Origin of the sequence: Streptomyces sp. NPDC059355, assembly GCF_042752335.1 — a bacterium.
GTDB lineage: Bacteria > Actinomycetota > Actinomycetes > Streptomycetales > Streptomycetaceae > Streptomyces.
In genome coordinates this window covers 67,768-93,600 of record NZ_JBHYXN010000032.1, presented here as the reverse complement: position 1 = coordinate 93,600, position 25,833 = coordinate 67,768, and the positions used below count along the sequence as shown (strand labels likewise).

Here is a 25,833-nt window from a genome sequence, read left to right as displayed (position 1 = left end):
CACGCTCGCCGCGTTGTCGTCGGTCACCGACGCTCCGCGTCGATTCCCTCCTCCGCCTTGCGATCGCACGCACCAGGCCCCGCCGGCCCCGCCCTTTCGGGCGGCCGACGCCACTTTGACGACACGACCTAGCCCTGCGACCCGGCCCCTCAGGTCGAAGGCCAGGGGTCGCTTCCGGTCAGCCCTATGTGACCGCCGAGGCCGGGAGCTCGGGGGTGGGTGACGGGGTGTCGGCGGCCGGTGGCAGGGTGAGCACCATGGTGAGCCCGCCGCCCGGGGTGTCCTCGGCGGTCAGTGTGCCGCCGATGGCCTCCGTGAAGCCGCGGGCGACCGCGAGGCCGAGGCCGACCCCGGCGCCGCGGGGTGCGTCGCCGTGGCGCTGGAAGGGTTCGAAGATCCGGTCCTTGGCCTCGTCCGGCACACCCGGCCCGCGGTCCACCACGCGTAGCTCCACGCGGTCGCGCAAGGAGCTCGCGGAGACGTGGACGGGCTGGCCGTGCGGGCTGTACTTGACGGCGTTCTCGACGATGTTGGCCACGACCCGTTCGAGGAGGCCGCGGTCGACGGCGACCATCGGGAGGGTCTCGGGGATGTCGAGCTCGACGCTGTCGTCGGGTACGCCGCCCAGCGCCATCGGGACGACCTCGTCGAGGTCGGTCTCCCGGATCAGGGGTACCACCACACCGGTGTTCAGCCGGGACATGTCGAGGAGGTTGCCGATGAGCGCGGCGAGGCGGTCGGCGCCCTCTTCGATGCCCTCCAGGAGTTCGGCCTTGTCGTCCTCGGACCATTCGACGTCGTCGGAACGGAGCGAGGTGACCGAGGCCTTGATTCCGGCGAGCGGGGTGCGCAGGTCGTGGCTGACGGCGGCGAGCAGGGCCGTACGGATCCGGTTGCCCTCGGCGAGCTCCCGGGCCCTGCCCGCTTCGTCGACCAGGCGCTGGCGGTCGAGCACGACGGCCGCCTGCGCGGCGAAGGCGCCGAGCACGCGGCGGTCCTCGGCCGGCAGGACCCGCCCAGAGAGGGCCAGCGCCATGTTCTCCCCGATCGGCATGTCCACGTCGGCGTCCTCGGGACGGCTGACCGGGTGGTTGCCGACGCAGGCGGCCGCGGTCCAGGGCGCCACCTCGTCCGCGCGCTCGAGCAGCGTCACCGACTGCATCGAGAAGGTCTCCCGCAGCCGCTCCAGCAGGGCTTCGAGTGAGTTCTCGCCGCGCAGGACGCTTCCGGCGAGGAAGGAGAGGATCTCGGACTCGGCGCGCAGGCGGGCGGCCTGGTGGGTGCGGCGGGCGGCCAGGTCCACGACGGAGGCCACGGACACGGCGACGCCGACGAAGATCGAGATGGCGACGATGTTGCGCGGGTCGGAGATCGTGAGCCGGTAGAGCGGCGGCGTGAAGAAGTAGTTCAGCAACAGGGAGCCGAACGCGGCCGACGCGAGGGCGGGAAGCAGCCCGCCGAGCAGCGCGGCGGCCACGGTGAAGGTGAGGAAGAGCAGCATGTCGTTCGCCAGCCCGAGCTCGGGGACGACTTCGTGCAGCAGCAGCGTCAGCAGCGCCGGGCCGACGACCCCGGTCAGCCAGCCCCAGATGAGGCGCGAGCGGCCCAGCCGGGCGCCGCGCGCGACCGGCAGGCTGCGCCGCCCCCGGGCCGCGGCGTCGTGCGTGACCATGTGGACGTCGAGGTCGGGGCCCGACTCCACGGCCACCGTGGCACTGACCCCACGCCCGAAGACGTACTGCCAAGGCCGTCGGCGGCTGACGCCCAGGACGATCTGCGTGGCGTTGACGCCGCGTGCGAACTCGAGCAGGGCGTGCGCGACGTCGTCGCCTATGACGTGGTGGAAGGTTCCGCCGAGATCCTCGACCAAGGTGCGCTGGACGGCCAGTTCCTTGGGGGAGGCCGAGGACAGGCCGTCGCTGGCCGCGATGTAGACGGCGAGTACCTCACCGCCCGCACCCTTCTCCGCGAGACGGGCGGCGCGCCGGATCAGCGTGCGCCCCTCCGGCCCGCCCGTGAGGCCCACGACGATGCGCTCGCGGGCCTGCCAGGTGGAGCGGATGTCGTGCTCGCCCCGGTACTCCTGGAGGTACTCGTCCACTCGGTCCGCGACCCACAGCAACGCCAATTCGCGCAGCGCGGTGAGATTTCCGGGCCGGAAGTAGTTCGACAGGGCCGCGTCGACGCGGTCGGGCTTGTAGATGTTGCCGTGCGCCATCCGCCGGCGCAGGGCCTGCGGGGACATGTCGACGAGCTCGATCTGGTCCGCGCGCCGGACGACCTCGTCGGGAACGGTCTCGCGCTGCCGGACACCGGTGATCGCCTCCACGACGTCGCCGAGCGACTCCAGGTGCTGGATGTTGACCGTGGTGACGACGTCGATGCCGGCCCGCAGCAGCTCCTCGACGTCCTGCCAGCGTTTGGCGTTCCGTGAACCGGGGACGTTGGTGTGCGCGAGCTCGTCCACGAGCGCGACGGCGGGCCCGCGCGCGAGCAGGGCCTCCACGTCCATCTCCGTGAACGTGCTGTCGCGGTACGCGATCTCCCGTCGCGGGATCATCTCCAGGCCGTGCAGCATCACCTCGGTGCGCGGCCGGTGGTGGTGCTCGACGAAGCCGACGACGCAGTCGGTGCCGCGCTCGATCCTGCGGTGTGCCTCGGACAGCATGGCGTACGTCTTGCCGACGCCCGGTGCCGAGCCGAGGTAGATCCTGAGCTTTCCGCGTCTCATCTGGTGCCGACTTCTCGTTCCGCTCGATGTTCTCTTCGATGCCGTGTCCGGCGACCGTGTCCGGTGACCCGTCAGGGTTCGAAGCGGTAGCCCATGCCCGGCTCGGTGATCAGGTACCGGGGGTGGGAGGGGTCCGCTTCGAGTTTGCGGCGCAACTGGGCCATGTACACGCGGAGGTAGTTGGTGTGCTCTGCGTACGTCGGCCCCCACACCTCCAGCAGCAGCCTGCGCTGGGAGACGAGATGACCGGGGTGGGCGATCAGCAGCTCCAGCAGGTGCCATTCGGTCGGCGTCAGCCGGACCGTGCGCTCCCCGCGCACCACCTTCCGGGCCGCGAGATCGACGGTGAACTCGTCGGTCGTGATCCCGGAGGGGCCGGCGGGGGAGCCGGGGTCCTCCTGCCGGCGGGTGGCGGCCCGCAGCCGGGCCAGCAGCTCGTCCATGCTGAACGGCTTCGTCACGTAGTCGTCCGCACCGGCGTCCAGGGCCCGGATCTTCTCCTCCGAGGTGTGGCGCGCGGACAGTACGAGGATCGGAACCCGGCTCCAGCCGCGGACGCTCCTGATCACGTCGACGCCGTCCATGTCCGGCAGGCCGAGGTCCAGGAGGATGACGTCCGGTTTGCGGTCGGCGGCGAGCCGGATGGCAGCGCGGCCGTCACCGGCTTCCGCCACCTCGAACTTGCGCGCCTGAAGATTGATCTTCAGGGCACGTACGAGCTGCGGATCGTCCTCCACCACGAGCACCCGGGTCATGGGGTGTACAGCCTTTCTTCGTCGCGGTCGGACAAGGACCCGGTGGGGCGCGGAGCTCCCGCGCCCCACCGGATCCCCGTCCGGGTGAGCGGGACGGCCATCAGCTCTTGGTCAGTGCCTTGAGCGCGGTGTTCAGCTCCAGGACGTTGACACGGGGCTCGCCCATGAAGCCGAGGGTGCGGCCGGCGGTGTTGTCCTGGACGAGCTTCTCGACCTGCCGGACGTCGAGGTGGTTCTGCTCCGCCACCCGGTGGACCTGGATCTTCGCGTACTCCGGGGAGATGTTCGGGTCGAGGCCGGAGCCGGAGGAGGTGACGGCGTCGGCCGGCACCTCGGAGGGCTTGACCTTGTACGTGGCCGTGGAGTTGTCCGCGATCACGGCGTCCTTGGCGTCGGTGACCAGCTTGATCAGGTCCGGGTTGTCGCCCGCCTTGTTGGTGGCGCCGGACAGGATCAGGGAGTACTGGGTGTTGACGCTGTTGGAGCCGAGGCCGTTGGAGGGGCGCGGCTGGAACCACTTCAGGTCCGGCTCGGCCGCCTCCTCGGGGTCGTCGGGGTTCTGCTTGGGCAGGTTGTACGTCTGGCCGATGAGGGAGGATCCGATGACCTGGCCGCTCTTGTCCTTGATCTCGGAACCGTTGGCCTTGTTGTTGATCAGGGCCTGGGCGATCCCGGTCACGGCGAGCGGGTAGATGACGCCGCAGATGACCGTGAGGACCAGCAGGGCCCGCAGGCCTGCCCCGAGCAACCGTGCGGTGTTGCCTACAGAGTTGTTCATGGGATCAGCCGATTCCGGGGATGAGGGTGATGAGCATGTCGATGAGCTTGATGCCGATGAACGGGGCGATGAGGCCGCCGAGTCCGTAGATGCCCAGGTTGCGGCGGAGCATCTTGTCGGCGCTGGTCGGCTTGTACCGCACGCCCTTCAGGGCGAGCGGCACCAGCGCGATGATGATCAGCGCGTTGAAGATGACCGCGGACAGGATCGCGGAGTTCGGCGAGTGCAGGCCCATGACGTTGAGCTTGTCGAGGCCCGGGTAGACCACGGCGAACATGGCCGGGATGATCGCGAAGTACTTGGCGACGTCGTTGGCGATGGAGAACGTGGTCAGGGCGCCCCGGGTGATGAGGAGCTGCTTGCCGATCTCGACGATCTCGATGAGCTTGGTGGGGTTGGAGTCCAGGTCCACCATGTTCCCGGCCTCCTTGGCGGCCGAGGTGCCCGTGTTCATCGCCACGCCGACGTCCGCCTGCGCGAGGGCCGGGGCGTCGTTCGTGCCGTCGCCCGTCATCGCGACGAGCTTGCCGCCGGCCTGCTCCCGCTTGATGAGGGCCATCTTGTCCTCGGGGGTGGCCTCGGCGAGGAAGTCGTCGACGCCCGCTTCCTGCGCGATCGCCTTGGCCGTCAACGGGTTGTCACCCGTGATCATGATCGTCTTGATGCCCATGCGGCGCAGTTCGCCGAACCGCTCGCGCATGCCCTCCTTGACGACGTCCTTGAGGTGGATGACACCGAGGATCCGGGCACCCTTCTCGTCGTCGACGGCCACGAGGAGCGGCGTGCCACCCGCCTCGGAGATCAGATCGGCGAGGAGGTCCGCGTCGTCGGCGACCCGGCCGCCCTGTTCCTTGACCCAGGTGATGACCGAACCGGCAGCGCCCTTGCGGGTCTTGCGGCCGTCCACGTCCACGCCCGACATGCGGGTCTGGGCGGTGAAGGCGATCCACTCGGCATGCGACAGCTCGCCCTGGTGCCGCTCGCGCAGCCCGTACTTCTCCTTCGCCAGGACGACGATGGAGCGGCCCTCGGGGGTTTCGTCGGCCAGCGACGACAGCTGCGCGGCATCGGCCAGTTCGGCCTCCGTCGTCCCCTTGACCGGGACGAACTCGGCGGCCTGGCGGTTGCCGAGGGTGATCGTGCCCGTCTTGTCGAGCAGCAGGGTCGACACGTCGCCGGCGGCCTCGACCGCACGCCCCGACATGGCCAGGACGTTGCGCTGGACGAGCCGGTCCATGCCGGCGATGCCGATGGCCGAGAGGAGTGCGCCGATCGTGGTCGGGATCAGGCAGACCAGCAGCGCGGTCAGCACGATCATCGACTGCTTGGCGCCCGCGTAGATCGCGAACGGCTGCAGGGTGACCACGGCGAGCAGGAAGACGATGGTCAACGAGGCGAGAAGGATGTTGAGGGCGATCTCGTTCGGCGTCTTCTGCCGTGCCGCGCCCTCGACGAGCGCGATCATGCGGTCGATGAAGGTCTCGCCGGGCTTCGTCGTGATCTTCACGACGATCCGGTCCGAGAGGACCTTCGTACCGCCGGTCACCGCACTGCGGTCACCGCCCGACTCGCGGATCACCGGCGCCGATTCACCCGTGATGGCGGACTCGTCGACCGAGGCGACGCCCTCCACGACATCACCGTCGCCCGGGATGATGTCACCGGCCTCGCAGACCACCAGGTCGCCGATACGGAGGTCCGTCCCCGGGACCTGCTCCTCGCCGGAGTCGGTCAGGCGGCGGGCCACGGTGTCGGTCTTGGCCTTGCGCAGGGTGTCGGCCTGTGCCTTGCCGCGGCCCTCTGCCACCGCCTCCGCGAGGTTCGCGAAGACGGTGGTCAGCCACAGCCAGGCGGTGATCGCCCAGCCGAACCAGTCCGTCGGGTCCAGACACGCGAGGACGGTGGTGACCACCGACCCCACGAGGACCACGAACATGACCGGCGACTTGATCATGATGCGCGGGTCGAGCTTCCTCACCGCGTCGGGGAAGGACTTCAGCAGTGCCTTGGGATCGAACAGTCCGCCGCCGACGCGCCCTGCCGAGGGCTTGTGCCCGGTGGGCAGGTCTTCGTGCGGGGCACGGGTGGGGGTGATGGTGCTCATGAGGCGAGCCCTTCAGCGAGCGGACCCAGCGCGAGGGCGGGGAAGTAGGTGAGGCCGGTGATGATGAGGATCGTGCCGACGAGGAGGCCCGCGTAGAGCGGCTTGTCGGTGCGCAGGGTGCCCGCGGTCTCGGGGACCGGGGCCTGCTCGGCGAGCGAGCCGGCCAGGGCGAGGACGAACACCATCGGCAGGAAACGGCCCAGCAGCATCGCGATGCCGATGGTGCTGTTGAACCACTGCGTGTCGGCGTTCAGGCCCGCGAACGCCGAGCCGTTGTTGTTCGCGCCCGAGGTGTAGGCGTACAGGATCTCCGAGAAACCGTGCGCACCCGGGTTCGCCATCGAGTTGCCGGGCGTCGGGAGCGCCATGGCGGCGGCGGTGAAGCAGAGCACGAGCGCCGGGGTGATGAGGATGTAGCAGGCGGCCAGCTTGATCTGGCGGGTGCCGATCTTCTTGCCCAGGTACTCCGGCGTCCGCCCGACCATCAGACCAGCGATGAACACCGCGATGATCGCCATGATCAGCATGCCGTAGAGACCGGAGCCGACGCCTCCGGGCGCGATCTCGCCCAGCTGCATGCCGAGGAGCTGGATGCCGCCGCCGAGACCGGTGTAGGAGGAGTGGAAGGAGTTGACCGCACCCGTCGAGGTCAGCGTGGTGGCGACCGAGAAGATCGCGGAGCCGCCGATGCCGAAGCGCGTCTCCTTGCCCTCCATCGCCCCGCCGGCGATGTCGAAGGCCGGGCCGTGGTGGGCGAACTCGGTCCACATCATCAGCGCGGTGAACCCGAGCCAGATCGTCGCCATCGTCGCGAGGAGCGCGTAGCCCTGGCGCAGGCTGCCGACCATGCGGCCGAAGGTGCGGGTCAGCGCGAAGGGGATGAGCAGGATCAGGAAGATCTCGAAGAGGTTCGAGAAGGGGGTGGGGTTCTCGAAGGGGTGGGCGGAGTTGGCGTTGAAGTAGCCGCCGCCGTTGGTGCCCAGCTCCTTGATGACCTCCTGCGAGGCCACCGCCCCGCCGTTCCACTGCTGCGTGCCGCCCATGAACTGGCCGACCTCGTGGATCCCGGCGAAGTTCTGGACGGCGCCGCAGGCGACCAGGACGATCGCGCCGATCACGGAGATCGGCAGCAGGATCCGTACGGTGCCGCGCACCAGGTCGGACCAGAAGTTGCCGAGTTCGCCGGTGCGGGAGCGCGCGAAGCCCCGTACGAGGGCCACGGCGACGGCCATGCCGACCGCGGCCGAGACGAAGTTCTGCACGGCGAGGCCGCCGGTCTGCACGACGTGGCCCATGGCCTGCTCGCCAGAGTACGACTGCCAGTTGGTGTTCGCGACGAAGGAGGCGGCGGTGTTGAACGCCTGGTCGGGATCGATCGCGGAGAAGCCCAGCGAGCCGGGCAGGACGCCCTGGGCGCGCTGCAGGGCGTAGAGGAAGAGGAGGCTCACTGCGGAGAAGGCGAGGACGCCGCGCAGGTACGCGGGCCAGCGCATCTCGGCCGACGGGTTGGCGACGATGGCCTTGTAGATCCACTTCTCCGGGCGGTAGTGCTTCTCGGAGGAGTAGACCCGGGCCATGTGGTCGCCGAGCGGACGGTATGCCAGCGCCAGCGCGGCGACGAGCGCGAGCAGCTGGAGCACACCAGCGGTTACGGGGCTCATATCAGTACTCAGAACCTCTCCGGGTACACGAGGGCGAGGACGAGGTAACCCAGAAGGGAGACGGCCACTACGAGGCCGACGATGTTCTCGGCGGTCACAGCTTGGCCACCCCTCGGGCGATGAGAGCCACCAGTGCGAAGACCGCGACCGTGGTGACGACGAAGGCCAGATCGGCCATCGTGAGCTCCTGGATGAAGTGATGAAATGGATTTCGGCCAGACCGGCCGATGTAGAGCAAACCGCGAGCTCAGCCCCGCGTTAAGACCTCTTGACGGGCTCCATACGGGCAGGCCGGATCTCTTGATGCCGCCCTGACGCAGAAACGTCCCGGGGGCTTTGCGGCATGGTGCGCCAAGGGCCGGGGCGGCCCGGGTACGGGCCCCTCAGCGGGCCAGGCCGGCCGTGTCCAGGGCGGCTCCGGCCTGTGCGGCGAGGGCGACGGCGACGAGCCGGGCCTGCTCCGAGGGCAGCGGTCCCGGCACCGGGTCGAGGACGAAGCGGCCGTAGTAGTGCCCGCCGCCGACGGCGCGCAGCTCGGTCTCGCCGTCCGGCCACCGGTCGGGCCAGTACGTGGCCTCGGTCTCCCCCGTGCCGTGGCCGAGCCACAGGGTGCCGTCGTGCTCCAACCGCGGGAGGTGCCCGATGAGGGACCCGTACTCGAAGCGGCAGCCGCGCAGGTCCAGCAGACCGATGAGCTCGTGCCGCACGTGCTCGACGACGGCCTGGGGAGCGTCTCCGCCCTCGGCGAGCCGGGCCGTGCCCTCCAGCTGGGAAAGGTGAGAGGCGTCGGTGGTCACGGCGCCCTGGAGGCGGCGTGCGCGGACGGCCAGCTGGGAGACGATCAGGCCGACGATCAGCAGGAGAGCGGCCGTCTGGACGTCCTCACCGCCGGTGATCGTGAAGCGGCCGTACGGGCGGGTCAGGAAGAAGTCGAACCAGGCGGCGGCCGACAGCGCGGCGAGTGCCCCGGCCACCCGGGTGCCGAGCGCGGCCACCGCGACCACGGCGACGACCAGGACCAGGGCGGCGTTGGTCGCCGAGAGGTCCGTACGGAAGGGCACGAGCGCGAGCGCCACGAGGAAGGGGACCACGAGGGCCGCGATCAGGGCGAGGCGGTCGTGGAGTCGATACCCGGACATGTGCTGCCTCCCGTCCGGACACGATGGTCTCGATTCGGGTCGGAACCTTGTCGCAACCCCTCGGGGTCAGAACTTCTCGGGCTTGATCAGGGCCGCGATGAGATAGCCGAGCAGAGCGAGGGCGATGACCAGCCCGACCACGTTCTCAGCGTCCATGGACCATGTCTCCGATTCTCCCGGTGGGGGCGGTGCTCCGCCACCTCCACAGTGCCCGCGCAGCCCGGCGCCGTATCGGACGGCAACGGCCTTTTGATGCGTTTCATACGGTTCCCGCTCGTGTGCGTCAGCGAGACGTCAGGGTCTGCTTTTCCGGCGTCAGAAGAGCGTCAGCGAAGCGGTCCGGTGCCCGCCCGCCGGCGTTCCATGGACCGCATGCCCCGACCGAAGCACGTGGAGGACCGCAACTGGCGGGGAGACGCGCGGGCCGCAGCCGGCATCGCCGTACTGTTCCCGGGACTGCTCGTCGCCGTCGACGCGGCGGACGGCTGTACCCACTGGCAGCGCGTGCTCCTGTGGACGGCCCTCGGCCTGACGCTGTTCGCCGTCCTGTGGCCCACCCGGGTCCGTGCCGTCCCGGGCCTGCTCACGACCCGGGGACTGCTCCACCGCCGCCGGGTCCACACCGACCGGCTCGTCTCGGTCGCCTGGCACGACGGCGTCGCGCAGCGCCTGGTCCTGAGGGACCTCGACGGCCATCGGCTGGAGGTCGATCCGCGGGTCTTCGCGGAGAACCCGGCGCTGTGGCACCTGTTCGAGCGGGGCGTCCACGCGAGCCTGTCCCTGGGCACCGTGACGGAAGGCTCGGACCCGCTCCGGCGGCTCGCGCGCCTCATCGACCGGCAGACCGTCACGACGGTCTTCGAGCTCTCCGGCATGGACCACCGCTGACGGGCCGTGGGGTGTCCGTCCCCCGGGTGTCTGCGAGACCGGCCTGCCCCGCCGTACGGGTCCGCAGGCGAGCCGGCCGCCACCGGCGACCGCACGCCTTCACGGCCCGCTACAGGCGGTCCGGCGGTACGGCCGCCCAGGACTCCCTCAGTGCGCCGACCACCGGGTCGTCGGGGCGCAGCCCCATGTCGTCGACCGCCGCCAGCGCCCGTACGCCGAAGCCCGTGCTCGTCGCGAACGCCGCCCGCATCGAGCGCAGCCGGGCGTCCGTCACCGGAGCCGTGACATGCGCGGCTCCCGCGGCCCGGAGCAGCCGCATCGTCGTTCCGGGCAGTACCTCGGCCTCCGGCCAGACCACGGTCCCGGCCTCGTCCACGAAGCCGATGTTCCACGTGCAGCCCTCGGAGACCAGCCCGTCCGCACCGGTGAACAGCACGTCGTCGAAGCCGGCGAGCCGGGCCGCACGCCGCAGCCGCAACTGCCCGAACAGCGCCACGTGCTTCACCGACGGCATGTCGCGCCGGAAGGGGAGCCGCTGCACGCGCAGCGCCGGCAGCGGCCGGTCGGCGGCGCCCGCGGCGGCCGGCCGGGTCGTCACCAGCACGCCCGGCCGCCCCGTACGGTCGGGGGCCGTGAGCTCCAGCTCGGGGTCGAAGACCGTGACCCGCACCATGAGCGCCCCGGCCCGCCCGCCGGCTTCCCTCCGTACGCACTCACGCACCCACTCGTCATCCAGCTCCGCCCCGAACACCGCACGGCAGTCCGCGACCAGCCGGGCCAGGTGCAGGGCCAGCCCCTTCACCCCGCCGTCCTCCACCCGCATGGTGGTGAAATGGCCGTAATTGGTCAGTGCGAGTGCCTGGAGGGCCTCGGGGGAGGCGGGGGAGCCGTTCAGGGTTGCCATACACGCAGTCTGCACGCCGCGGAGTCGGCCCGGCGGGCCGCTACGGGGCCGGCGCCGCGGGGCGGGGCATGCGGCCGACGGGCGGGATCGCCGGGCCGGGCGGCAGGAGCTCGAGCGTCACGAGCGCCACGACCGTGGCGAGGATCGCCACCGGGATCAACTCGGTGCTGCCCAGCACGAGCACCACGAGCACCACGCTGCTGACCGGCAGACGCAGCGCGCTCACGGTGGCGGCGGCCATGCCGGCCGCCAGCCCGGCGCCGACACCGAATCCGGGCAGCGGCGAGCAGAGCACGCCTGCGGCGGCGCCGAGGAACAGCGACGGGAAGACGGGACCGCCCCGCAGGCTGCCCAGGCACAGGGAGAAGGCCGCGCCCTTGCAGAGGAGCACGGCGATCAGCGCGCCCACGCCCCAGGCGTGCGGGTCGCCGGCCAGCTGGGCCATCGTGGCCTGGCCCGAGGAGGCCACGTCCACGGGAGAGCGGCCGGTGCCCAGGGAGTAGGCGGCGGCGCAGACGCCGGCGGCGAGCGCGCAGAGGGCGGTGACGGTCAGCGGCCGTTTGGCGACGTGGACGGCGGTCAGCCGTCCGCCGTACTGGACCAGGTGGACGCCGACCGCGAGGGCCGCGGCGATGAGGATCGACCAGAGCACGTCACCGGCGTCCAGGCGGGGGTACTGCGTGCCCGAGTGCTTCAGCGACAGGTCACCGGTCTTCAGTCCCGTCCAGCGGCCGAACCCGGTGAACACGAGCGAGCCGATGCCGCTCGACAGCAGCGCGGGCAGCATCACGGCGAACAGCTGGGGTCCTCCCACGCCCACGACCTCCATGAGCAGCACCGCGCCGATCAGCGGATTGCCGAAGATGGTGGCGATGGCCGCGGCGGATCCGGCCGCGCCCAGCAGCGCGGTGCTCATCGGCGTCTCCGGCGTGCCGGTGAGGTGCCGCAGCGCGATCGCGAGCCCGCCGCCCAGCGCGATGAGCGGGGCCTCGGGGCCGAGCGTGGCGCCGAGCGGGAGACTGAACACGGCCGCGAGGATCACTCCGGGCAGGGCTGCGGCTCCGGGACCGCCCGCGTGTAGGCCGGAAGCGGGGATGTGCCCGCCGGCCCCGGGGAACCGGGTGACGATCTGCCCGACGCAGACACCCGACAGGAGCAGGAGCGGCAGGGGCCACCACCACGGCGGAGTTTCGTGGCCGAGGGCGTGCGGGAGGTCCACCCAGACCAGACCCTCCAGTTTCTGGAGCCCGGCGAGGAACCAGAACGCGGCCAGAGAGACCGGGATGCCGATGAGTCCGCAGAACACAAGCGTCTTGCGGTATCCGGGAGTCCGGATCAGCTCGCCGAGCCTCTGGGCTTCCGCGGGCCGCGAAGGCGGCTGCGGACCCGGACCCTGGTTCGGAACCGGATTCGGACCCGGCTGCGTCGGCTGCGTCATGGGGCCGTTCCTTCCCTCCCCCGTCCCTCACCGGTGAGTCCGGCACAGGGTGCTCTGTCAGCCGAGGAGCCGGCGCTTCTGCTCGGCGAATTCCTCCTCGGTCAGCACTCCCTGTTCCTTGAGGGCGCTGAGCTGCTTGAGCTGGTCGATCCTGGTGCTCATGTCATCGGCGGCCGGGGCAGGGGCCGGGGGAGGAGGCGGGGGCGGGGGCGGCGGCGCGGCCTCGGCCTGCGGCGCCTCTTGCTGCGCCCAACGGCCCGCCTGCCGCCGGGACACCCGGTTGGACACGGCGGTTGCGGTGCCGGCGACGACGGCCGTACGGGCGACTCCGCGAAGAAGTCCGGGCATGGTGCTCATCTCCAGGGGTGCGGTGAAGCAGGGCTGCGGTCACGTCCTCATTCGTCGTCGGGCCGTACCTCCGTGGCCTCCAGCGAGGCGAGCAGCGCCTGCACGGGAATCCGGCCGGCGGCCACGAGCTGTGCGCCTCCGCGCCGCAGTTCGCGGGCGAACGGCGCCGCCCACGTGTTCTCGTACACGATGATCCCCGCCGAGTTCCCCGGTTCCAGCGCGACGCCCGCGTCGTCGATGTCGCTCTGGTCCAGCAGGCCGGACGAGGCTCCTTCGAAGACCGAGAGGTCGACCTCGTCACCGAAGTTGGTCAGCTCCACCGCCGTCACCGAACCGTCCAGGTCCTTGCGGACGAAGACCAGGTCGAAGATGCGGATGATGCCGCGCTCGACGAGATCGACGAGCATGGGGAGTCCCTTGCCGGTCATCCGGTTGCCCGGGAACTCGATCACGACGTAGTCCACCGGACCCATGTCGTCGATGTCGCCGATGTCGCCGAGCCCGCCTGATTCCTCGACCTCGCTGCTCATGGCTGCTCCTGTCGCGCTGGGGGAGGGAAGACGTCGCGCCGGCCGCTGGTCCGCGGGCACCGGCTCCGGCACGCGGTGGGCAGGAGGGACGTCGCCTAAGCCCATTCCAGCACCGCGCACGCACCTCCGCACATCCGGAACGTCATCTGTGGTGCGAGCCGATCGGTCGGGCGGTCGGGCGGTCGGGCGGTCAGGTGGTCAGCCGGTCAGCTGGTAGATGCTCTTGCCGGTCAGCCACAGGCCGAGCACCAGGCAGATGACGACGATCGCCTGCTGCTGGTGGCCCTCCAGCCAGGCGCGCAGGCGCATCAGCCGGTCGTGCGCGACCTCGGGCGCGAACACGATGTACAGCTCGGCGGCCAGCAGGCTGGCGGTCGCGAGGAGACAGAAGCCGAACAGGGCCGCGTAGGCGGACGTGTGCGAGGTGTTCGCTTCGAGCACGGTCGTCGCGCCCGCCGCGACCAGGCCCCACGGCTGGACGAGCACGGCCAGTCCCGCGGCCGCCCAGAGCGAGCCCGAGCGGGAGGCCTCGCTGTCGGAGGATCCGCCTCGTACATCGGGGCCGAGCGGGGTGGCGGAGCCGGTCGGGGCCGTGCCCGCCTTCATGAGGCGGCGGCGGTGGAGCCCGTAGAACACCAGGCCCAGTCCGATGACCAGCTTGGCCGCCAGCCCCGCGAGGCCGGGCGGGGAGCGCGGTGGCGGCGGCTGGCCGTCCGTCACCGTGAGTACGACCGCGATCACCATGACGAGGCAGGCGAGCCAGGCCAGAATGAAGACGAGGCCCTTCCACACTCCTCTGGCGGAGGACACCACGAGCGCGAAGGCCATGATGGGCAGCGGGTCGACGGTGATGGCCAGCGCGATGAGCAAGAGGTCGAGGACCATGGCGCCCCAATCGTGTGACGAGGTACGACACTACGCACGGGTCCGGGCCCCGACACCTTTTCGCGTCCGTTGGGTGGACGGGCGAAGGGCGGCCGGCCGGAGGCGTTCGAGATGCCGCCCCCGGCCGTGTCCTTCAACCTGGACGCACACGAAGGAGACCGCGATGACGACGACTTGCCCACCGGCCCCGGCGCCGGCGTCGAGCCGTCCGTTTCCTCCTGCGCCCGCTCCCGTGCCTCCTGCTTCCGCTACCGCTCCCGCCCCGGTGTGCTGATGGCCTCCGGCAAGAGCGGCCGCGCCGTCCTGCGGTCCGAGTGGTGGCGATCCCGCTCGCGGCGGACGGCAGCCAAGGCCCGGCGGCTCCAGCGCCGGGCCGAGACCCGGTTTCCGGTGATCACCCACGTCGCCGAGCGCATGGTGTCGGTGAACATCTTCGACTCCGCGACCCGCCTCGCCGCGCAGTGCTTCCTGACCGCCGTCCCCCTGGTCTTCGTCGTGGCGTCGGTCGCCCCGCAGGGCGTACGGGAGCAGATGGCCGCATCGATCCGTTCGGTGTTCGGGCTCAACGGCGAGGCGAGCGACCAGCTGTCCGCCATCTTCCGCAGCTCCGACGCGGACCTCCAGAACGCGGTGGGCGTGGTGGGCTCCGTGATGGTGCTGCTGTCCGCGACCGCCGTGAGCCGCGCCATGCAGCGGCTGTGCAAGCGCGCGTGGGAGATTCCGCGCGCCGGGGCGCGGATCGCGGTCTGGCGCTGGCTCGCGTGGATCGCCGCCTGGATCGGTCTGCTGCTCGTGCAGGAACCGGTGCGCAGCGGGTTCGGCGTCGGGCTCTGGCTGGGCGTCCCCGTCACGTTCGTCTTCCAGGTGCTGGTGTGGTGGTGGACCCAGCACATCCTGCTGGGCCGCCTCGTCGGCTGGATGCCGCTGCTGCCGGGTGCCCTGATCACCGCCGGCGCGATGACCGTCCTGTCGGTCACCGCCGGTTTCTACATGCCGCGCGCCCTCAACCGGGCGCTGAGCGAGTACGGTTCGGCCGGCTCGGTCTTCGTCCTGCTGTCGTGGCTGATCGTGCTGTGCGTGGCCATCGCGGGCGGCGTCACCATGGGCGCCGTCCTGGCGCAGGAGCCGTACTTCGCCCGGCGGCTTGGCAGTCCGCCGCCGAGCCGGGAGCGGACGGAGCAGGACTGAGCTCCGGCGCTCCGGCGGCACGTGGCGCCGTACGGCAGCGCGGGGCCAGGGGTGCCATGCTGGGCAGCAGGGGCCCGAGCGGCCTGGAGGTCCACAGCGATGGCAAAGCGTGCAGCAAAGACGGAGAACGGCGTGCACCGGCTGTCCGTCGCGGAGCGGGTCGCCCGCGGCCGCGCCGCCCGGAGCCGGGCGCCCCGGTCCGGGCAGGGGGAATTCGAGCCTTCCGCGCAGCGGCAGAACCCGGTGGACATCCTCGAAGGGCAGTCGGCCGGCCGGGTGCCGGAGCTGGTGCCGATCCGCTACGGGCGGATGTCGGAGTCGCCGTTCCGCTTCTACCGTGGCGCTGCCGCCGTCATGGCCGCCGACCTGGCCCACACACAGGACTCGGGTCTGCGGGTCCAAGTGTGCGGCGATGCGCACATGTTGAACTACGGGCTCCTCGGCACCCCGGAGCGGAACCTGCTGTTCGACGTCAACGACTTCGACGAGACGCTGCCCGGACCATGGGAGTGGGACATCAAGCGGCTGGCCGTGAGCCTGGCCATCGCCGGGCGGGAGAACGGTTTCAGCGACCGCGAGCGTGCCGCGGTCGTCCGGTCCGCGGGCAGGTCGTACCGCGAGAAGATGCGCGACTACGCCGTCATGCGCCACCTCGACGTCTGGTACGCGCGGGTCGACGCGGAGCAGCTCCAGACGCTGGGGGCGACCGAACTGCGCTCGCGCGGCCGCAAGCGGCTGGCCGAGGAACTGGCCAAAGCGCGTGGACGGGACAGCCTGCAGGCCGCCGGGAAACTCACCGAGGTCGTGGCCGGGGAGCGGCGGTTCCGGTCGATACCGCCCTTGGTCACGCCGCTCAAGGAGCTCATGCCGGACAATCAGCGCGACACGCTGGAGGAGCAGATCCGCGACATGGTCGAACAGTACGGCCGGACCCTTCCCTCGGACCGGCGTCACCTGCTGCGGCAGTTCACCGTCGTCGACATGGCCCGCAAGGTGGTGGGTGTCGGCAGTGTGGGCACCCGGTGCTGGATCATCCTGCTCCTGGGCAGGGACGGCGAAGACCCGTTGATCCTCCAGGCCAAGGAGGCCGGAGAGTCCGTCCTCGCCCCGTACGCCGGCGCCGGCGAGTACTCCATGCAGGGCGAGCGGGTGGTGGCGGGGCAGCGCCTGATGCAGGCGGCCAGCGACATCTTCCTGGGCTGGCACCGGGCGAAGGGCATCGACGGCCGCGAGCGGGACTTCTACGTACGGCAGTTGCGGGACTGGAAGGGGAGCATCGAGCCGGAACTCATGGCGCCGCGGGGCATGCAGGCGTTCGGCGACGTGTGCGCCGCCACCCTGGCCCGGGCACACGCCCGGTCCGGCGACCGGATCGGCATCGCCGCCTACCTGGGCGGCGGCGACGTGTTCGACCGGGCGCTGGTGCGGTTCGCGGAGGCCTATGCCGACCTGAACGAGCGCGACCACCAGGCCTTGGTGGACGCGGTGGCCGCGGGCCGGATGGCGGCGGAGACGGCGTGAACGCCGACGGGCGCGCCGCGCGCCCCGCCTCTGTGCCAGTCGGCTGACCCGACCGGCGAGGCGGCACGCAGCTTTCCGTGACCGTGGGAGGCTCCGGTCATGACAGCCGATGCACCCACGGCCGGGAACGCGAAGAACGCGAACCTCGTCCTGATGACACTGGCGGCCGGGCAGTTCCTGATGGCCCTCGACAGCTCGGTCATGAACGTCTCGATCGCGACGGTGGCCGAAGACATCGGCACCACGGTGACCGGCATGCAGGGCGCGATCACGGCCTACACGCTGGTCATGGCGATGCTCATGATCACCGGTGGCAAGGTGGGCGCGCTCATCGGACGCAGACGGGCGTTCATGATCGGCTGTGTCGTCTACGGGTGTGGATCCTTCACCACGTCGATCGCCCCGAACCTGACGGTCCTGCTGCTCGGCTGGTCGTTCCTGGAAGGCGTGGGTGCGGCGCTGATCCTGCCGGCGATCGTGGCGCTGGTCGCCTCGAACTTCGCCGTGGAGCGGCGGCCGGCCGCCTATGGCCTGGTGGCGGCCGCGGCAGCGATCGCCATCGGGCTCGGGCCGCTCATCGGCGGTGTGGCCACCACGTTCTTCTCCTGGCGCTGGGTTTTCGCCGGGGAGGTCGTGGTCGTGCTCGTCATCCTGGTGCTCGCCCGCCGGATCGCGGACGCGCCCACCGACCACAGGCCGCGTATCGACCTCTTGGGCGCGGTCCTGTCCGCCCTGGGCATCGGGCTGTTCGTCTTCGGCGTGCTGCGTACGAGCGAATGGGGCTGGTTCCAGCCCAAGGCCGGTGCACCGGCCTGGTTCGGCCTCTCACCCGTCGTCTGGCTGATGCTGGCCGGTCTGTTCCTCGTCTGGCTCTTCTTCCGCTGGGAGGCACGCCTCGTCGCACGCGGTACCGAACCGCTCGTGGATCCGGCGCTCGTCCACAACCGGCAGCTCACCGGCGGCCTGACGATGTTCTTCTTCCAGTACCTCGTACAGATGGGCGTGTTCTTCGTCGTCCCGCTCTACCTGTCCGTCGCGCTGGGCCTTTCCGCCGTCAAGACGGGCGTGCTGATCCTGCCGCTCTCCGTCTCCCTGCTGGCCTCCGCGATCGCGATCCCCCGGTTCCGTCCGAACGTCTCGCCGCGGCGTGTGGTGAAGCTCGGGATCCTGTCGATGTTCCTCGGCGCCGTCGTCCTGCTGGCCGTCCTGGACGTGGATTCCGGGGAGGCCGTCGTCACCGTCCCGCTGCTGCTGATCGGACTGGGGATGGGGGCCCTCGCCTCCCAGCTCGGGGCGGTCACCGTCTCGGCCGTCCCGGACGAACAGAGCGCCGAGGTCGGCGGCGTCCAGAACACCGTCACGAACCTCGGCGCGTCGATCGGCACCGCCGTCGCGGGGTCGATCCTCATCACCATGCTGACCGCGTCGTTCCTCACGAGCATCGAGCAGAACCCGGCGATCCCGGCCGAGGTCAAGAGCCAGGCGAACGTCCGACTCGCGGGAGGCGCTCCCTTCCTGTCGGATGCCCAGCTCACCGCCGCCCTCGACGAGGCCGGTGTGGAATCGGAGGTGACCGAGGCCGCACTCGACGCGAACGCCACCGCGCGGATCGACGGCCTGAAGGCAGCCCTCGGCATCCTCGCCCTGGCCGCGCTGATGGCGCTCTTCTTCACCCAGCGCATCCCCGAGACCCAGCCCGGGGCGGCGAGACCCTGAGCCGGGCCTGATCGGCAGACACCCCTACACGGGACGCGGCGGACTTCCACCGGGCGTCGCCGCGTCCTCGGCGTTCCGCGCGTCCTCCTCGGCGATGAAGTCCATCACGGCCAGGGCGAAGAGGAGCGCGAGGGCGAGCCCCAGGATGACCCAGCCGGTCGGATACGGCCACAGGACGAAGGCGAGGACGGCCGCCGCCACCAGGATCCAGGTGATCCAGACGCGGTGGCGGGCGACGAATGGGCCGACCGGGCCCGTACGCAGGCCCGCCCGGTCGGCGGAGGCCCGGGTGGCCGCGATGCCCGAGTGCCACATCTGGCGCACCACAGTGGCGCGGCGACCCGGGCCCGAGAGCCAGGCGGCGAGCGCGAGCAGCACGCCGAGGACCACGACCATGCGGACCGTGGTGCGCAGGAGCTTGATCATCGCGTCGTAGACGGCGCCGGCGGCCGGCTGGGACACGGTGTCGGGGAGCGCGTTGAGGTAGACCGTGCGGAAGACCGTCAGCGCGATGCCCAGGATGAGCGCCGCGACGGCGAAGCCGAGGGCCGCCGTGACCAGGGTCCGCCTCCGGTGGACGGAGAGCAGGACGCCGACGGCCGCGAGCACGACGGCGATGACCGGCAGCCAGAAGCCCATGATCTCCAGCAGTCGGAAACCGGTCTTGACCCGGCCGATGTCGTCCGATTTGAGCACGGTGAAGTCGGTGTGGACCTCGGGGATCTTTGCGGCCACGCTCATCCCGGAATCCACCAGCTTGTTCTTCACCTGGTCGATCACGGGAGCGAGGTCGACGGTCACCGAGTCGTTCTTGATCTGAACGGCCCCCGCGTCGCTGCCGGTCAGGGCGCGGACGAGCGAGGTGTGGATCGTGCGGTTCGCGTTGGTCCAGATGGTCTCGAAGGCGTTCGACTGGACGACGTCCAGCGCCTTCTCGTGCACGAAGCTGCGGACCGCGCCCTCCAGCCCGTTGCCCAGCTTCCCCAGCGCCTTCTGCAGCAGCGGCCGCTGGTCCGGCGCCACGTCCTCAAGGAGGTTGGGCAGGTCGATGTGTTCCATCACCGCGCCGGTGACCCGGTTCGCGGCGGCCGCCTGCACGTCGGGGTTGGAGGCCAGCGGCGCCACGGTGGTCACGTAGCGGTCGGTGTCGCCCACGATGCTGGACGTCCACGCGGCGACGATGCCCAGCGGCGCCAGGACGCAGCCGATGATGATCAGCAGCGCCGACAGGAACGCGCGCACCCGGTGGTGGGGTGGTGGGCGCTTCGCTGCCTCCGCCTCCAGCGTGGCAACGCGAGCCCGCAGTGCGGCGAGCTCGTTCCGACCTTCGTCATCCGGCATGGCAGCTCTCCTCGGGTCGTATGCCAGGAAATCCCGGCGCGCTCGATCCTGCGAGCGGAGGCGACCCGATCGGGTGATGCCTGTCGATCCGGCTCCGGGCCCCGGCGCGGCCCGACGGGCACGGCGGTCTCCGTGCCCGGTGAGCCCGGGGGGAGCAGGCCGGCGGCCGTTCGACATGCGAAATGCGCAAAGCGCGCCAATACTGCTGATCGCGGGCATAGGGCCCGCTCGAAGGAGGCGTCCATGGACGACTACCCCGCGCTCAGCATCTTCTGGTCCATGCTCTGGTTCTTCCTGTGGATCATGTGGCTGTTCCTGCTGTTCAAGATCATCACGGACATCTTCCGCGACCATGAACTGAACGGCTGGGCCAAGGCGGGCTGGCTGATCTTCGTCATCCTGCTGCCCTTCCTCGGCGTGCTGGTCTACGTCATCGCCCGGGGCAAGAGCATGACCCAGCGGGACGTCAAGCAGGCCAAGGAGAGTGAGGCCGCCTTTCAGGACTACATCCGCCAGACGGCCGGGTCGCCCTCGGGCGGCGGATCGCACGCCGACGAGCTCGCCAAGCTCGTCGCGCTGAAGGACAAGGGCGCGCTCTCCGAGGCCGAGTTCCAGCAGGCCAAAGCGAAGCTGCTGACCTGAGCCGGCCCGTGTGCGGGGCGGCGCGTGCACCCGAAGGCAGCCTCGGCGTCCGGTCTGCAGGGGGCAGACCGGGACTCCTGCCCGGCCGGCGGCCGGACCGTGAACCCGGTCCGGCCGCCGCTGACGTCTTCCCGGCTTCTACGGGAGTCGGCCGGCGCGCGGGGGCCGCTCGTCGGTGAGGGTCAGGGTCAGGAGTTCGTCGAGGGCGGCCAGTTCCCGGAAGCGGTCCGAAAGCGCGGCGGACGAGCATTCCGCGGTCCCGAAGATCTCGGGGTCGGGCCAGAAGGCGATCGTGGTGCCCGTGTCCGGGGTCTGCTCGTGCCTGCACGGTGGGGCGAGGGGGACGCCCCTCTCGTGCTGCTGAGTCCAACGGAAGCCGTCGCGCCGGACCTCGACCTCGACCCGGCGGGACAGGGCGTTGACGACGCAGATGCCCACGACGTTGAAGCTGCCGGCGCGGACTTCGGTCAGTGCGGTCTCGATGTCCTCCTCCGGGATGCCCCGGCCGTCGTCGGCCACGCGTACACCGCCGTCGGCCGTGAGCGTGACGTCGACGGCGCCGGCGCGGCCGCCCGCGGCCTCGTCGATCGCGTGGCCCACGAGTTCGTCCACCAGGCGGTGCAGGCCGCTCTCCGTCGTCGAACCGATGTACATGCCGGGTCGTTTGCGTATCGCCGCAAGGCCTTCCAGTACCTCGATGTGGCTGGCGTCGTACCGCGACTCGCTCATGGGGGATCCTCTCCGGTGAACTGGCGCTCCGAGGTGTCCCATTCTACGGAGGAGAAGAGAAAAGCCCAGGTCAGAGGGTGTGTGAGAGGGGGTTGAGGCGGCTTGTGCCGGGCTGCCGCGGCCCCCGTGGGGCCGAGGGTGCGGGAGGGGGGCGACCGGGGGGCCATGCCCTGCCGGAAGGGCGTCGCGGGGGTGTTCCCGGGGGGCGCGAGGGGTGTTTCCGCGAGCGCAGTGATCGCACGAGCGCCGGGGGCGAACTCCCCGGCGGGAATCAGAGCGTGGCGACGAGTCCGCCGTCGATGGTGTGGTCGGAGCCCGTGGTGTTGCCCGCCCGGTCGGACGCCAGCAGCAGGACGAGGTCGGCCACCTCCTCGGGGCGGGTGAACCGCCCGGTCACGGACTGCGCGGCGGCGCCCGCGACGATGTCGTCCGCGGTGCTCCCGGTACCGCCCGCCACGGTGGCGGCCACCCCCTGGTCCCCGAGCCACAGGGCCGTCTCGACCGGACCGGGGCTGATGGTGTTGACGCGCACTCCGTGCGGGCCGACCTCCTTGGAGAGGGCCTTGCAGAAATTGGTGAGCGCCGCCTTCGCCGCGCCGTAGTCGATCACGCCGGGGTCGGGCAGGAAGGCGTTGACGGAGCCGACGGTCACGATCGACGCCGCACCGCGCTCGATGAGGTGCGGGAGGGCGGCCCTGGTGGTGCGGACGGCGGTCAGGAAGTTGATGTTCAGGGCCCAGGTCCAGTCCTCGTCGGTCAGTGACAGGAACCCGCCCAGCCGCGGCCGGACCGCTCCGACGTTGTTGACGAGGACGTCCAGCCCGCCGAAGGCCGCGACCGCCTCCCGTACCGCGTGCTCCGGACCGTCGGCGGTGGCCAGGTCGACGGACACGGGCCGGACCCGCCCGCCGGCGGCCAGCTCCGCCAAGGGGCCGTCCACCGTACGGGCCGCGGCGACCACCAGGGCGCCCTCGCCGGCCAGCGCCCGGGTGACCGCCAGGCCGATGCCCTTGCTCGCTCCGGTGACCAGCGCCACCTTGTCCGTGAGATGCAGATCCACGAGGACCGAGTCTGTACGCACACCGGCCCCAGGAGGTCCTGACAGGGCCGACACGGCGGCTCCGTCAGGCAGGTGGCCCCGTATCAGCCCAGGAGGGTGGGGGAGGAGGCCGCAGGGGTGAGCAGGCGGGGGGCGCCCGAGCCGTCCGCCGGGACCGTCCAGAGGTCGGTGGTGTCCGGCGCGCCCTCGGCGGGCAGGGCGTAGGCGACCGTGCGGTCGTCGAGCCAGAGTGCCTGGTCGTCCACGCTGCGCTTCTCCGCGAGCGGCTGCTCCCGCAGCGTCCGCAGGTCCAGTACGTGCTCGCGCCACAGCGACGCTCCGCGCATGACGCGCTTCTTGTAGACGATCCGGGTCTCGTCCGGAGACAGCGACGGGCATTCGACGTTCTGGGCGAGGGTGGTGACGCTGCGCCGCGAGAGCGAGCCCTTCACCAGGTAGGTCTGGCCGGCGGTGCCGAGCGTCGCGTAGAAGGTGTCGTCGTCCTTGGAGAAGGTGACACCCCAGAAGTTGACGTCCCCCGAGGAGTAGGGCCGGCCGTCCAGCACGATGGAGAACTTCTCCAGGTCCGGCTCGACCGCCCACGTACGGGTGTCCACGATCGTCGTACGGGTCGAGAAGAACGCGGCGCCGTAGGACTCGCCGGCGACGAAGACCGTCCACGCGGCGAAATGGCCGCTCGGCGCGACCCGGGCCCGCGACGGGGTGCCCGCGAGCGGGAAGCTGTGCAGCGTGCGCAGCTCGGAGTCGACGATCACGGCCTTGTTGTCCTGGGTCAGCGCGCCCGGCGAGGAGTTCAGGCACACGCCGGTGCCGGCGGCCGCGTGGAAGCGCTGGCAGGTGAGGCCCGACGCGGTCCGCTCGGCCTGGGGCGTCTGCCCGGGGACCGAGACGAGGGCTCCGCGGTGCGGGCCTTTCGCGCCGTTGAGGAAGGCCAGCCGGTTCTGCTGGCCGAGCAGGACCCGGCCCTGGGCGACCGTCGGGTCCCCCTCGTGCGTCCGCTCGGCGCGGGCGGCGGAGCGCAGTACCAGCGCGGCGCCGAGGCCCCCGAGGAGCAGCACGGCCACCGCGAGTACGAGCAGCCGGCGTGAGCGGGTCATCGGGTTCCTCGGGGGAGTCGGGCGGGGTCGGTGGCGGAGTCCTGGGCGGGTGCCGGCGGCGCCGGGCGGAGTACGAACCCGGCGACGGCCGCGCAGCAGCACAGGCCGGCCGCGGCGGCGGCGAGCGCCGGACCGGCGCCCCACACCGTCCAGGCGGCCCCGAAGGCGAGCGAGCAGCCGAAGCGGGCCAGCGCCTGGCTGGTGCCGACGACGGCGAGGCCGGTGGCCCGCAGCTTCGCCGGGACGGTCGCGCCGACGGCGGCGGGCAGCACCCCGTCGGTCGCCGCGTAGAACAGGCCGTGCAGTACGAGGACCAGGTACGGGAGGGCCGGCCAGTGCGGGGCCCACAGCAGCAGCCCGTACCCGGCCAGCAGGAGGGCGTGCCCGGCGAGGAAGACGGTACGGCGGCCGATCCGGTCGGCCAGCGCCCCGGCCGGAACGGCCAGCAGCAGGAACACGGCGGCCGTGCCCAGCGGGAGCAGCGGGAACCACTGCTCCCGTATGCCGGTGCGGTCCTGGAGCAGCAGGTAGAGGAAGGCGTCGCTGACGGTGGTGAGGCCGAGCAGGGCCGCGCAGAGCGCGAGGGCGCGCAGCCGGGGCAGGCGCAGCAGGGCCGCCGCCTCGCGGAGGTTCACCCCGGCGGGCTTCGCTCCGGTCGCCTTCACCCCGGCCGGCTTCACCCCGTCGGGGTTCGCGCCCTCCGGTTTCGCCGCATCCGGTTTCGCCACCCCGGCGGGACCCGGGCCCAGGTCCGCCCCCGACGGGACGAACAGCATCAGCACCACCACACCGAGCACGGCGACGCAGGCGCTGACGCCGAAGACGGCGTCGTACCCGCCCACCGCCATGTTCAGGATGAAGAAGGCGGCGAGGGGGCCGAGCAGCGCCCCGGTGGTGTCCATGGCGCGGTGCACGCCGAACGCGCGGCCCTGTAACTCGGCAGGTGTGGACAGGGAGATGAGCGCGTCGCGCGGTGCGGTGCGCAGACCCTTGCCGGTCCGCTCCAGCGCGAGGACCACGCCCACCGGACCCAGGCTGTGCGCGAGCAGCAGGAGCGGCTTGCACAGGGCGGACAGTCCGTAGCCGATGCCCGCGATCAGCTTGTGGTTGCGGACGCGGTCGGCGAGGTGGCCGCCGGTCAGCTGCACCAGCGCGCTGACCCCGATGTACACCCCGTCGAGGGCGCCGAAGCCGAGCGGGCTCAGTCCCAGCCCGGCGACCAGGTACAGCGGAAGGACCGCGGTGACCATCTCCGAGGAGACGTCCGTGATCAGACTGACCGCGCCCAGCGCGAGGACGGTCGAGGCGACCGCGGGGGCCCGGACGGGCCCGCCGTCCGGTGCGGTCTTCGCGCCGACGGGCGCGGAGCGGTCCGCGAGGTACATGCTCTGGAGCTCCCGGTGCCGACGGTCAGGTCACTCGTACGTGTGCGTGAAACCCTAATACTTGTACGGGCCAACTGGGCGGCGTACGGCCCGATTCGGCCCGCCGCCGCTGCTCAGCCCTGTCGGCTGCTCTCGTCGCGCAGCCACGTCGAGAAGTCCCCGGACCGGATGGCCTTGCGGGCCCCCCGCCGGGCGGCGAGGGCGGCCACCACGAACACCACCACGCCCGGAAGCAGACTCGGCTGGGCCCGCAGCAGGGCGCGCAGATCACCCGTACCGGTGCGCGCGGACGGCGCGTGCGCCCCCTCCGGGCTCCCGGGCGCCTCCGAAGCCTGGAAGCGCTCCAGCTCGGCGGACGAGGTCGCCGCCCTGACGCGCCGCCTGATCAAGTCCCCCCAGGTGCGCGGCGGATGCACCACGACCCGGGCCGCCTCGACCACGCGCCGCTCCTGCGGCGCGAACGCGAGCGAGGCCGCCAGATCGTCGGCCATCAGCGGCGGCAGGGCGGCGATCCGCGCGTGCCCCGGCTCGGTCACCGCGATGACCCCCCGCCCGAACAGCCCCTCGCGGACCGCCGGCAGCCGCTGCCAGACCCGGTAGTACGCGCGGACCGGCCAGGCGCACCCGGACAGGGGGATGTCCCGGCCGGGAGCCGCGGCGAGCAGATCCGGACGGGCCGCGAGGGCGCCGGTCAGCGCGCGTACGTCGGCCGCGCCGACCTCGACATCGGCGTCCACGTACAGGCGCGGGAAGCTCCGCGCGTGCTCGTCGCCGACCCGAAGTGCCGTGTGTTTGGAGGGAGTCGGTATCTCCACGACCCGTACGCGGGGCCCCCGCGCGCCCGCCACCGCGGCGGTGTCGTCCGTACAGCCGTTGCACACCACGACGATGTCGGGCCCGGACGCCGGGGCGTCGGCCAGGAGCGCGTCGAGGAGCCGGCCGATGACCCGGCCCTCGTTGTGGGCCGGGATCACGATGCTGGTCACCCCGGAA

The 25,833-nt window shown here is 71.4% G+C and carries 25 protein-coding genes; 5 read left to right on the top strand and 20 right to left on the bottom strand.

From position 1 onward, the window contains the following. Positions 1–184: 184 nt before the first annotated feature. The 9 genes from ACFXGI_RS26940 to kdpF (ACFXGI_RS26900) form a co-directional block, all read right to left on the bottom strand. Complete coding sequence (locus ACFXGI_RS26940) at positions 185–2,731, bottom strand: ATP-binding protein (RefSeq protein ID WP_384711679.1); 2,547 nt, start codon at positions 2,729–2,731, stop codon at positions 185–187. A gap of 71 nt (positions 2,732–2,802) precedes the next feature. Beyond that, the gene (locus tag ACFXGI_RS26935; RefSeq protein WP_030861066.1) at positions 2,803–3,486 is read right to left on the bottom strand and encodes a response regulator; all 684 of its coding nucleotides are present in this window, start codon (positions 3,484–3,486) and stop codon (positions 2,803–2,805) included. A 100-nt stretch (positions 3,487–3,586) separates the two neighbouring features. Next, positions 3,587–4,264, bottom strand: a complete 678-nt coding sequence (locus ACFXGI_RS26930) for a potassium-transporting ATPase subunit C (protein ID WP_384711676.1) — start codon at positions 4,262–4,264, stop codon at positions 3,587–3,589. A gap of 4 nt (positions 4,265–4,268) precedes the next feature. Beyond that, entirely contained in the window at positions 4,269–6,368 is a 2,100-nt protein-coding gene (gene kdpB, locus ACFXGI_RS26925; protein ID WP_384711673.1) for a potassium-transporting ATPase subunit KdpB, read from the bottom strand. Further along, positions 6,365–8,029, bottom strand: a complete 1,665-nt coding sequence (gene kdpA, locus ACFXGI_RS26920; protein WP_384711670.1) for a potassium-transporting ATPase subunit KdpA — start codon at positions 8,027–8,029, stop codon at positions 6,365–6,367. The genes kdpB and kdpA overlap by 4 nt, the downstream gene beginning before the upstream one ends. Before the next feature lie 8 nt (positions 8,030–8,037). Continuing rightward, a complete protein-coding gene (kdpF, locus tag ACFXGI_RS26915) occupies positions 8,038–8,127 on the bottom strand; it encodes a K(+)-transporting ATPase subunit F (protein WP_063789431.1) in 90 nt (29 codons plus the stop codon). Further along, positions 8,124–8,267, bottom strand: coding sequence for a hypothetical protein (locus ACFXGI_RS26910; protein ID WP_384711666.1), 144 nt, complete (start codon positions 8,265–8,267; stop codon positions 8,124–8,126). Before ACFXGI_RS26910 ends, kdpF (ACFXGI_RS26915) begins: the two co-directional genes overlap by 4 nt. 145 nt (positions 8,268–8,412) lie before the next feature. Further along, positions 8,413–9,168: a DUF4118 domain-containing protein gene (locus tag ACFXGI_RS26905; RefSeq protein WP_384711663.1), complete on the bottom strand. Its 756-nt coding sequence runs from the start codon at positions 9,166–9,168 to the stop codon at positions 8,413–8,415. A gap of 66 nt (positions 9,169–9,234) precedes the next feature. Next, the gene (gene kdpF / locus ACFXGI_RS26900) at positions 9,235–9,324 is read right to left on the bottom strand and encodes a K(+)-transporting ATPase subunit F (protein WP_384711660.1); all 90 of its coding nucleotides are present in this window, start codon (positions 9,322–9,324) and stop codon (positions 9,235–9,237) included. A gap of 216 nt (positions 9,325–9,540) precedes the next feature. Between kdpF (ACFXGI_RS26900) and ACFXGI_RS26895 the strand changes: the two genes are divergently transcribed. Continuing rightward, on the top strand, positions 9,541–10,056 hold the full coding sequence (locus ACFXGI_RS26895; protein WP_384711657.1) for a hypothetical protein: 516 nt from the start codon (positions 9,541–9,543) through the stop codon (positions 10,054–10,056). 109 nt (positions 10,057–10,165) lie between these two features. On the opposite strand, the gene ACFXGI_RS26890 is transcribed toward ACFXGI_RS26895, so the two are convergent. The 5 genes from ACFXGI_RS26890 to ACFXGI_RS26870 form a co-directional block, all read right to left on the bottom strand. Further along, on the bottom strand, positions 10,166–10,960 hold the full coding sequence (locus ACFXGI_RS26890) for an aminotransferase class IV (RefSeq protein ID WP_384711654.1): 795 nt from the start codon (positions 10,958–10,960) through the stop codon (positions 10,166–10,168). Positions 10,961–11,000: 40 nt separating this feature from the next. Continuing rightward, positions 11,001–12,398 carry a chloride channel protein gene (locus ACFXGI_RS26885; RefSeq protein WP_384711651.1) on the bottom strand — a complete coding sequence of 466 codons (1,398 nt, stop codon included), beginning with the start codon at positions 12,396–12,398 and terminating at the stop codon, positions 11,001–11,003. A gap of 57 nt (positions 12,399–12,455) precedes the next feature. Further along, complete coding sequence (locus tag ACFXGI_RS26880; RefSeq protein WP_384711648.1) at positions 12,456–12,746, bottom strand: SHOCT domain-containing protein; 291 nt, start codon at positions 12,744–12,746, stop codon at positions 12,456–12,458. A gap of 47 nt (positions 12,747–12,793) precedes the next feature. Further along, positions 12,794–13,276, bottom strand: coding sequence for a DUF6325 family protein (locus tag ACFXGI_RS26875; RefSeq protein ID WP_384711645.1), 483 nt, complete (start codon positions 13,274–13,276; stop codon positions 12,794–12,796). Positions 13,277–13,474: 198 nt separating this feature from the next. After that, the gene (locus ACFXGI_RS26870; protein ID WP_384711642.1) at positions 13,475–14,161 is read right to left on the bottom strand and encodes a GAP family protein; all 687 of its coding nucleotides are present in this window, start codon (positions 14,159–14,161) and stop codon (positions 13,475–13,477) included. Positions 14,162–14,272: 111 nt separating this feature from the next. Between ACFXGI_RS26870 and ACFXGI_RS26865 the strand changes: the two genes are divergently transcribed. The 3 genes from ACFXGI_RS26865 to ACFXGI_RS26855 all read left to right on the top strand — a co-directional run bounded on the left by ACFXGI_RS26865 (position 14,273) and on the right by ACFXGI_RS26855 (position 18,586). Then, positions 14,273–15,349: a YihY/virulence factor BrkB family protein gene (locus ACFXGI_RS26865; protein ID WP_384711639.1), complete on the top strand. Its 1,077-nt coding sequence runs from the start codon at positions 14,273–14,275 to the stop codon at positions 15,347–15,349. A gap of 99 nt (positions 15,350–15,448) precedes the next feature. Further along, positions 15,449–16,870 carry a DUF2252 domain-containing protein gene (locus ACFXGI_RS26860; RefSeq protein ID WP_384711636.1) on the top strand — a complete coding sequence of 474 codons (1,422 nt, stop codon included), beginning with the start codon at positions 15,449–15,451 and terminating at the stop codon, positions 16,868–16,870. Positions 16,871–16,969: 99 nt separating this feature from the next. Continuing rightward, positions 16,970–18,586 (top strand): MFS transporter, encoded by a 1,617-nt coding sequence (locus ACFXGI_RS26855; RefSeq protein ID WP_384711633.1) that lies wholly within the window; start codon positions 16,970–16,972, stop codon positions 18,584–18,586. A 24-nt stretch (positions 18,587–18,610) separates the two neighbouring features. On the opposite strand, the gene ACFXGI_RS26850 is transcribed toward ACFXGI_RS26855, so the two are convergent. After that, positions 18,611–19,927, bottom strand: coding sequence for a hypothetical protein (locus ACFXGI_RS26850; protein WP_384711630.1), 1,317 nt, complete (start codon positions 19,925–19,927; stop codon positions 18,611–18,613). Between the two features lie 243 nt (positions 19,928–20,170). On the opposite strand from ACFXGI_RS26850, the gene ACFXGI_RS26845 reads away from it, so the two are divergent. Then, complete coding sequence (locus ACFXGI_RS26845; protein ID WP_384711627.1) at positions 20,171–20,569, top strand: SHOCT domain-containing protein; 399 nt, start codon at positions 20,171–20,173, stop codon at positions 20,567–20,569. A gap of 138 nt (positions 20,570–20,707) precedes the next feature. On the opposite strand, the gene ACFXGI_RS26840 is transcribed toward ACFXGI_RS26845, so the two are convergent. The 5 genes from ACFXGI_RS26840 to ACFXGI_RS26820 form a co-directional block, all read right to left on the bottom strand. Then, the gene (locus ACFXGI_RS26840) at positions 20,708–21,298 is read right to left on the bottom strand and encodes an ATP-binding protein (RefSeq protein WP_384711624.1); all 591 of its coding nucleotides are present in this window, start codon (positions 21,296–21,298) and stop codon (positions 20,708–20,710) included. 271 nt (positions 21,299–21,569) lie between these two features. Then, entirely contained in the window at positions 21,570–22,358 is a 789-nt protein-coding gene (locus ACFXGI_RS26835) for an SDR family NAD(P)-dependent oxidoreductase (protein ID WP_384711621.1), read from the bottom strand. 83 nt (positions 22,359–22,441) lie between these two features. Further along, complete coding sequence (locus tag ACFXGI_RS26830) at positions 22,442–23,455, bottom strand: TolB-like translocation protein (protein ID WP_384711618.1); 1,014 nt, start codon at positions 23,453–23,455, stop codon at positions 22,442–22,444. Then, entirely contained in the window at positions 23,452–24,840 is a 1,389-nt protein-coding gene (locus ACFXGI_RS26825; RefSeq protein WP_384711615.1) for an MFS transporter, read from the bottom strand. Before ACFXGI_RS26825 ends, ACFXGI_RS26830 begins: the two co-directional genes overlap by 4 nt. A gap of 113 nt (positions 24,841–24,953) precedes the next feature. After that, positions 24,954–25,826, bottom strand: coding sequence for a glycosyltransferase (locus ACFXGI_RS26820; protein ID WP_384711612.1), 873 nt, complete (start codon positions 25,824–25,826; stop codon positions 24,954–24,956). Positions 25,827–25,833: the final 7 nt, after the last annotated feature.

Coding starts and splice junctions, on each gene's coding strand:
- kdpA (WP_384711670.1), bottom strand. CDS start 8,029: ATGAGCCCCGTAACCGCTGGTGTGCTCCAGCTGCTCGCGCTCGTCGCC.
- ACFXGI_RS26850 (WP_384711630.1), bottom strand. CDS start 19,927: ATGCCGGATGACGAAGGTCGGAACGAGCTCGCCGCACTGCGGGCTCGC.
- ACFXGI_RS26890 (WP_384711654.1), bottom strand. CDS start 10,960: ATGGCAACCCTGAACGGCTCCCCCGCCTCCCCCGAGGCCCTCCAGGCA.
- kdpF (WP_384711660.1), bottom strand. CDS start 9,324: ATGGACGCTGAGAACGTGGTCGGGCTGGTCATCGCCCTCGCTCTGCTC.
- kdpB (WP_384711673.1), bottom strand. CDS start 6,368: ATGAGCACCATCACCCCCACCCGTGCCCCGCACGAAGACCTGCCCACC.
- ACFXGI_RS26865 (WP_384711639.1), top strand. CDS start 14,273: ATGCCGCCCCCGGCCGTGTCCTTCAACCTGGACGCACACGAAGGAGAC.
- ACFXGI_RS26825 (WP_384711615.1), bottom strand. CDS start 24,840: ATGTACCTCGCGGACCGCTCCGCGCCCGTCGGCGCGAAGACCGCACCG.
- ACFXGI_RS26830 (WP_384711618.1), bottom strand. CDS start 23,455: ATGACCCGCTCACGCCGGCTGCTCGTACTCGCGGTGGCCGTGCTGCTC.
- ACFXGI_RS26875 (WP_384711645.1), bottom strand. CDS start 13,276: ATGAGCAGCGAGGTCGAGGAATCAGGCGGGCTCGGCGACATCGGCGAC.
- ACFXGI_RS26940 (WP_384711679.1), bottom strand. CDS start 2,731: ATGAGACGCGGAAAGCTCAGGATCTACCTCGGCTCGGCACCGGGCGTC.
- ACFXGI_RS26905 (WP_384711663.1), bottom strand. CDS start 9,168: ATGTCCGGGTATCGACTCCACGACCGCCTCGCCCTGATCGCGGCCCTC.
- ACFXGI_RS26855 (WP_384711633.1), top strand. CDS start 16,970: ATGACAGCCGATGCACCCACGGCCGGGAACGCGAAGAACGCGAACCTC.
- ACFXGI_RS26860 (WP_384711636.1), top strand. CDS start 15,449: ATGGCAAAGCGTGCAGCAAAGACGGAGAACGGCGTGCACCGGCTGTCC.
- ACFXGI_RS26895 (WP_384711657.1), top strand. CDS start 9,541: ATGCCCCGACCGAAGCACGTGGAGGACCGCAACTGGCGGGGAGACGCG.
- ACFXGI_RS26930 (WP_384711676.1), bottom strand. CDS start 4,264: ATGAACAACTCTGTAGGCAACACCGCACGGTTGCTCGGGGCAGGCCTG.
- ACFXGI_RS26870 (WP_384711642.1), bottom strand. CDS start 14,161: ATGGTCCTCGACCTCTTGCTCATCGCGCTGGCCATCACCGTCGACCCG.
- ACFXGI_RS26880 (WP_384711648.1), bottom strand. CDS start 12,746: ATGCCCGGACTTCTTCGCGGAGTCGCCCGTACGGCCGTCGTCGCCGGC.
- ACFXGI_RS26845 (WP_384711627.1), top strand. CDS start 20,171: ATGGACGACTACCCCGCGCTCAGCATCTTCTGGTCCATGCTCTGGTTC.
- ACFXGI_RS26935 (WP_030861066.1), bottom strand. CDS start 3,486: ATGACCCGGGTGCTCGTGGTGGAGGACGATCCGCAGCTCGTACGTGCC.
- ACFXGI_RS26885 (WP_384711651.1), bottom strand. CDS start 12,398: ATGACGCAGCCGACGCAGCCGGGTCCGAATCCGGTTCCGAACCAGGGT.
- ACFXGI_RS26840 (WP_384711624.1), bottom strand. CDS start 21,298: ATGAGCGAGTCGCGGTACGACGCCAGCCACATCGAGGTACTGGAAGGC.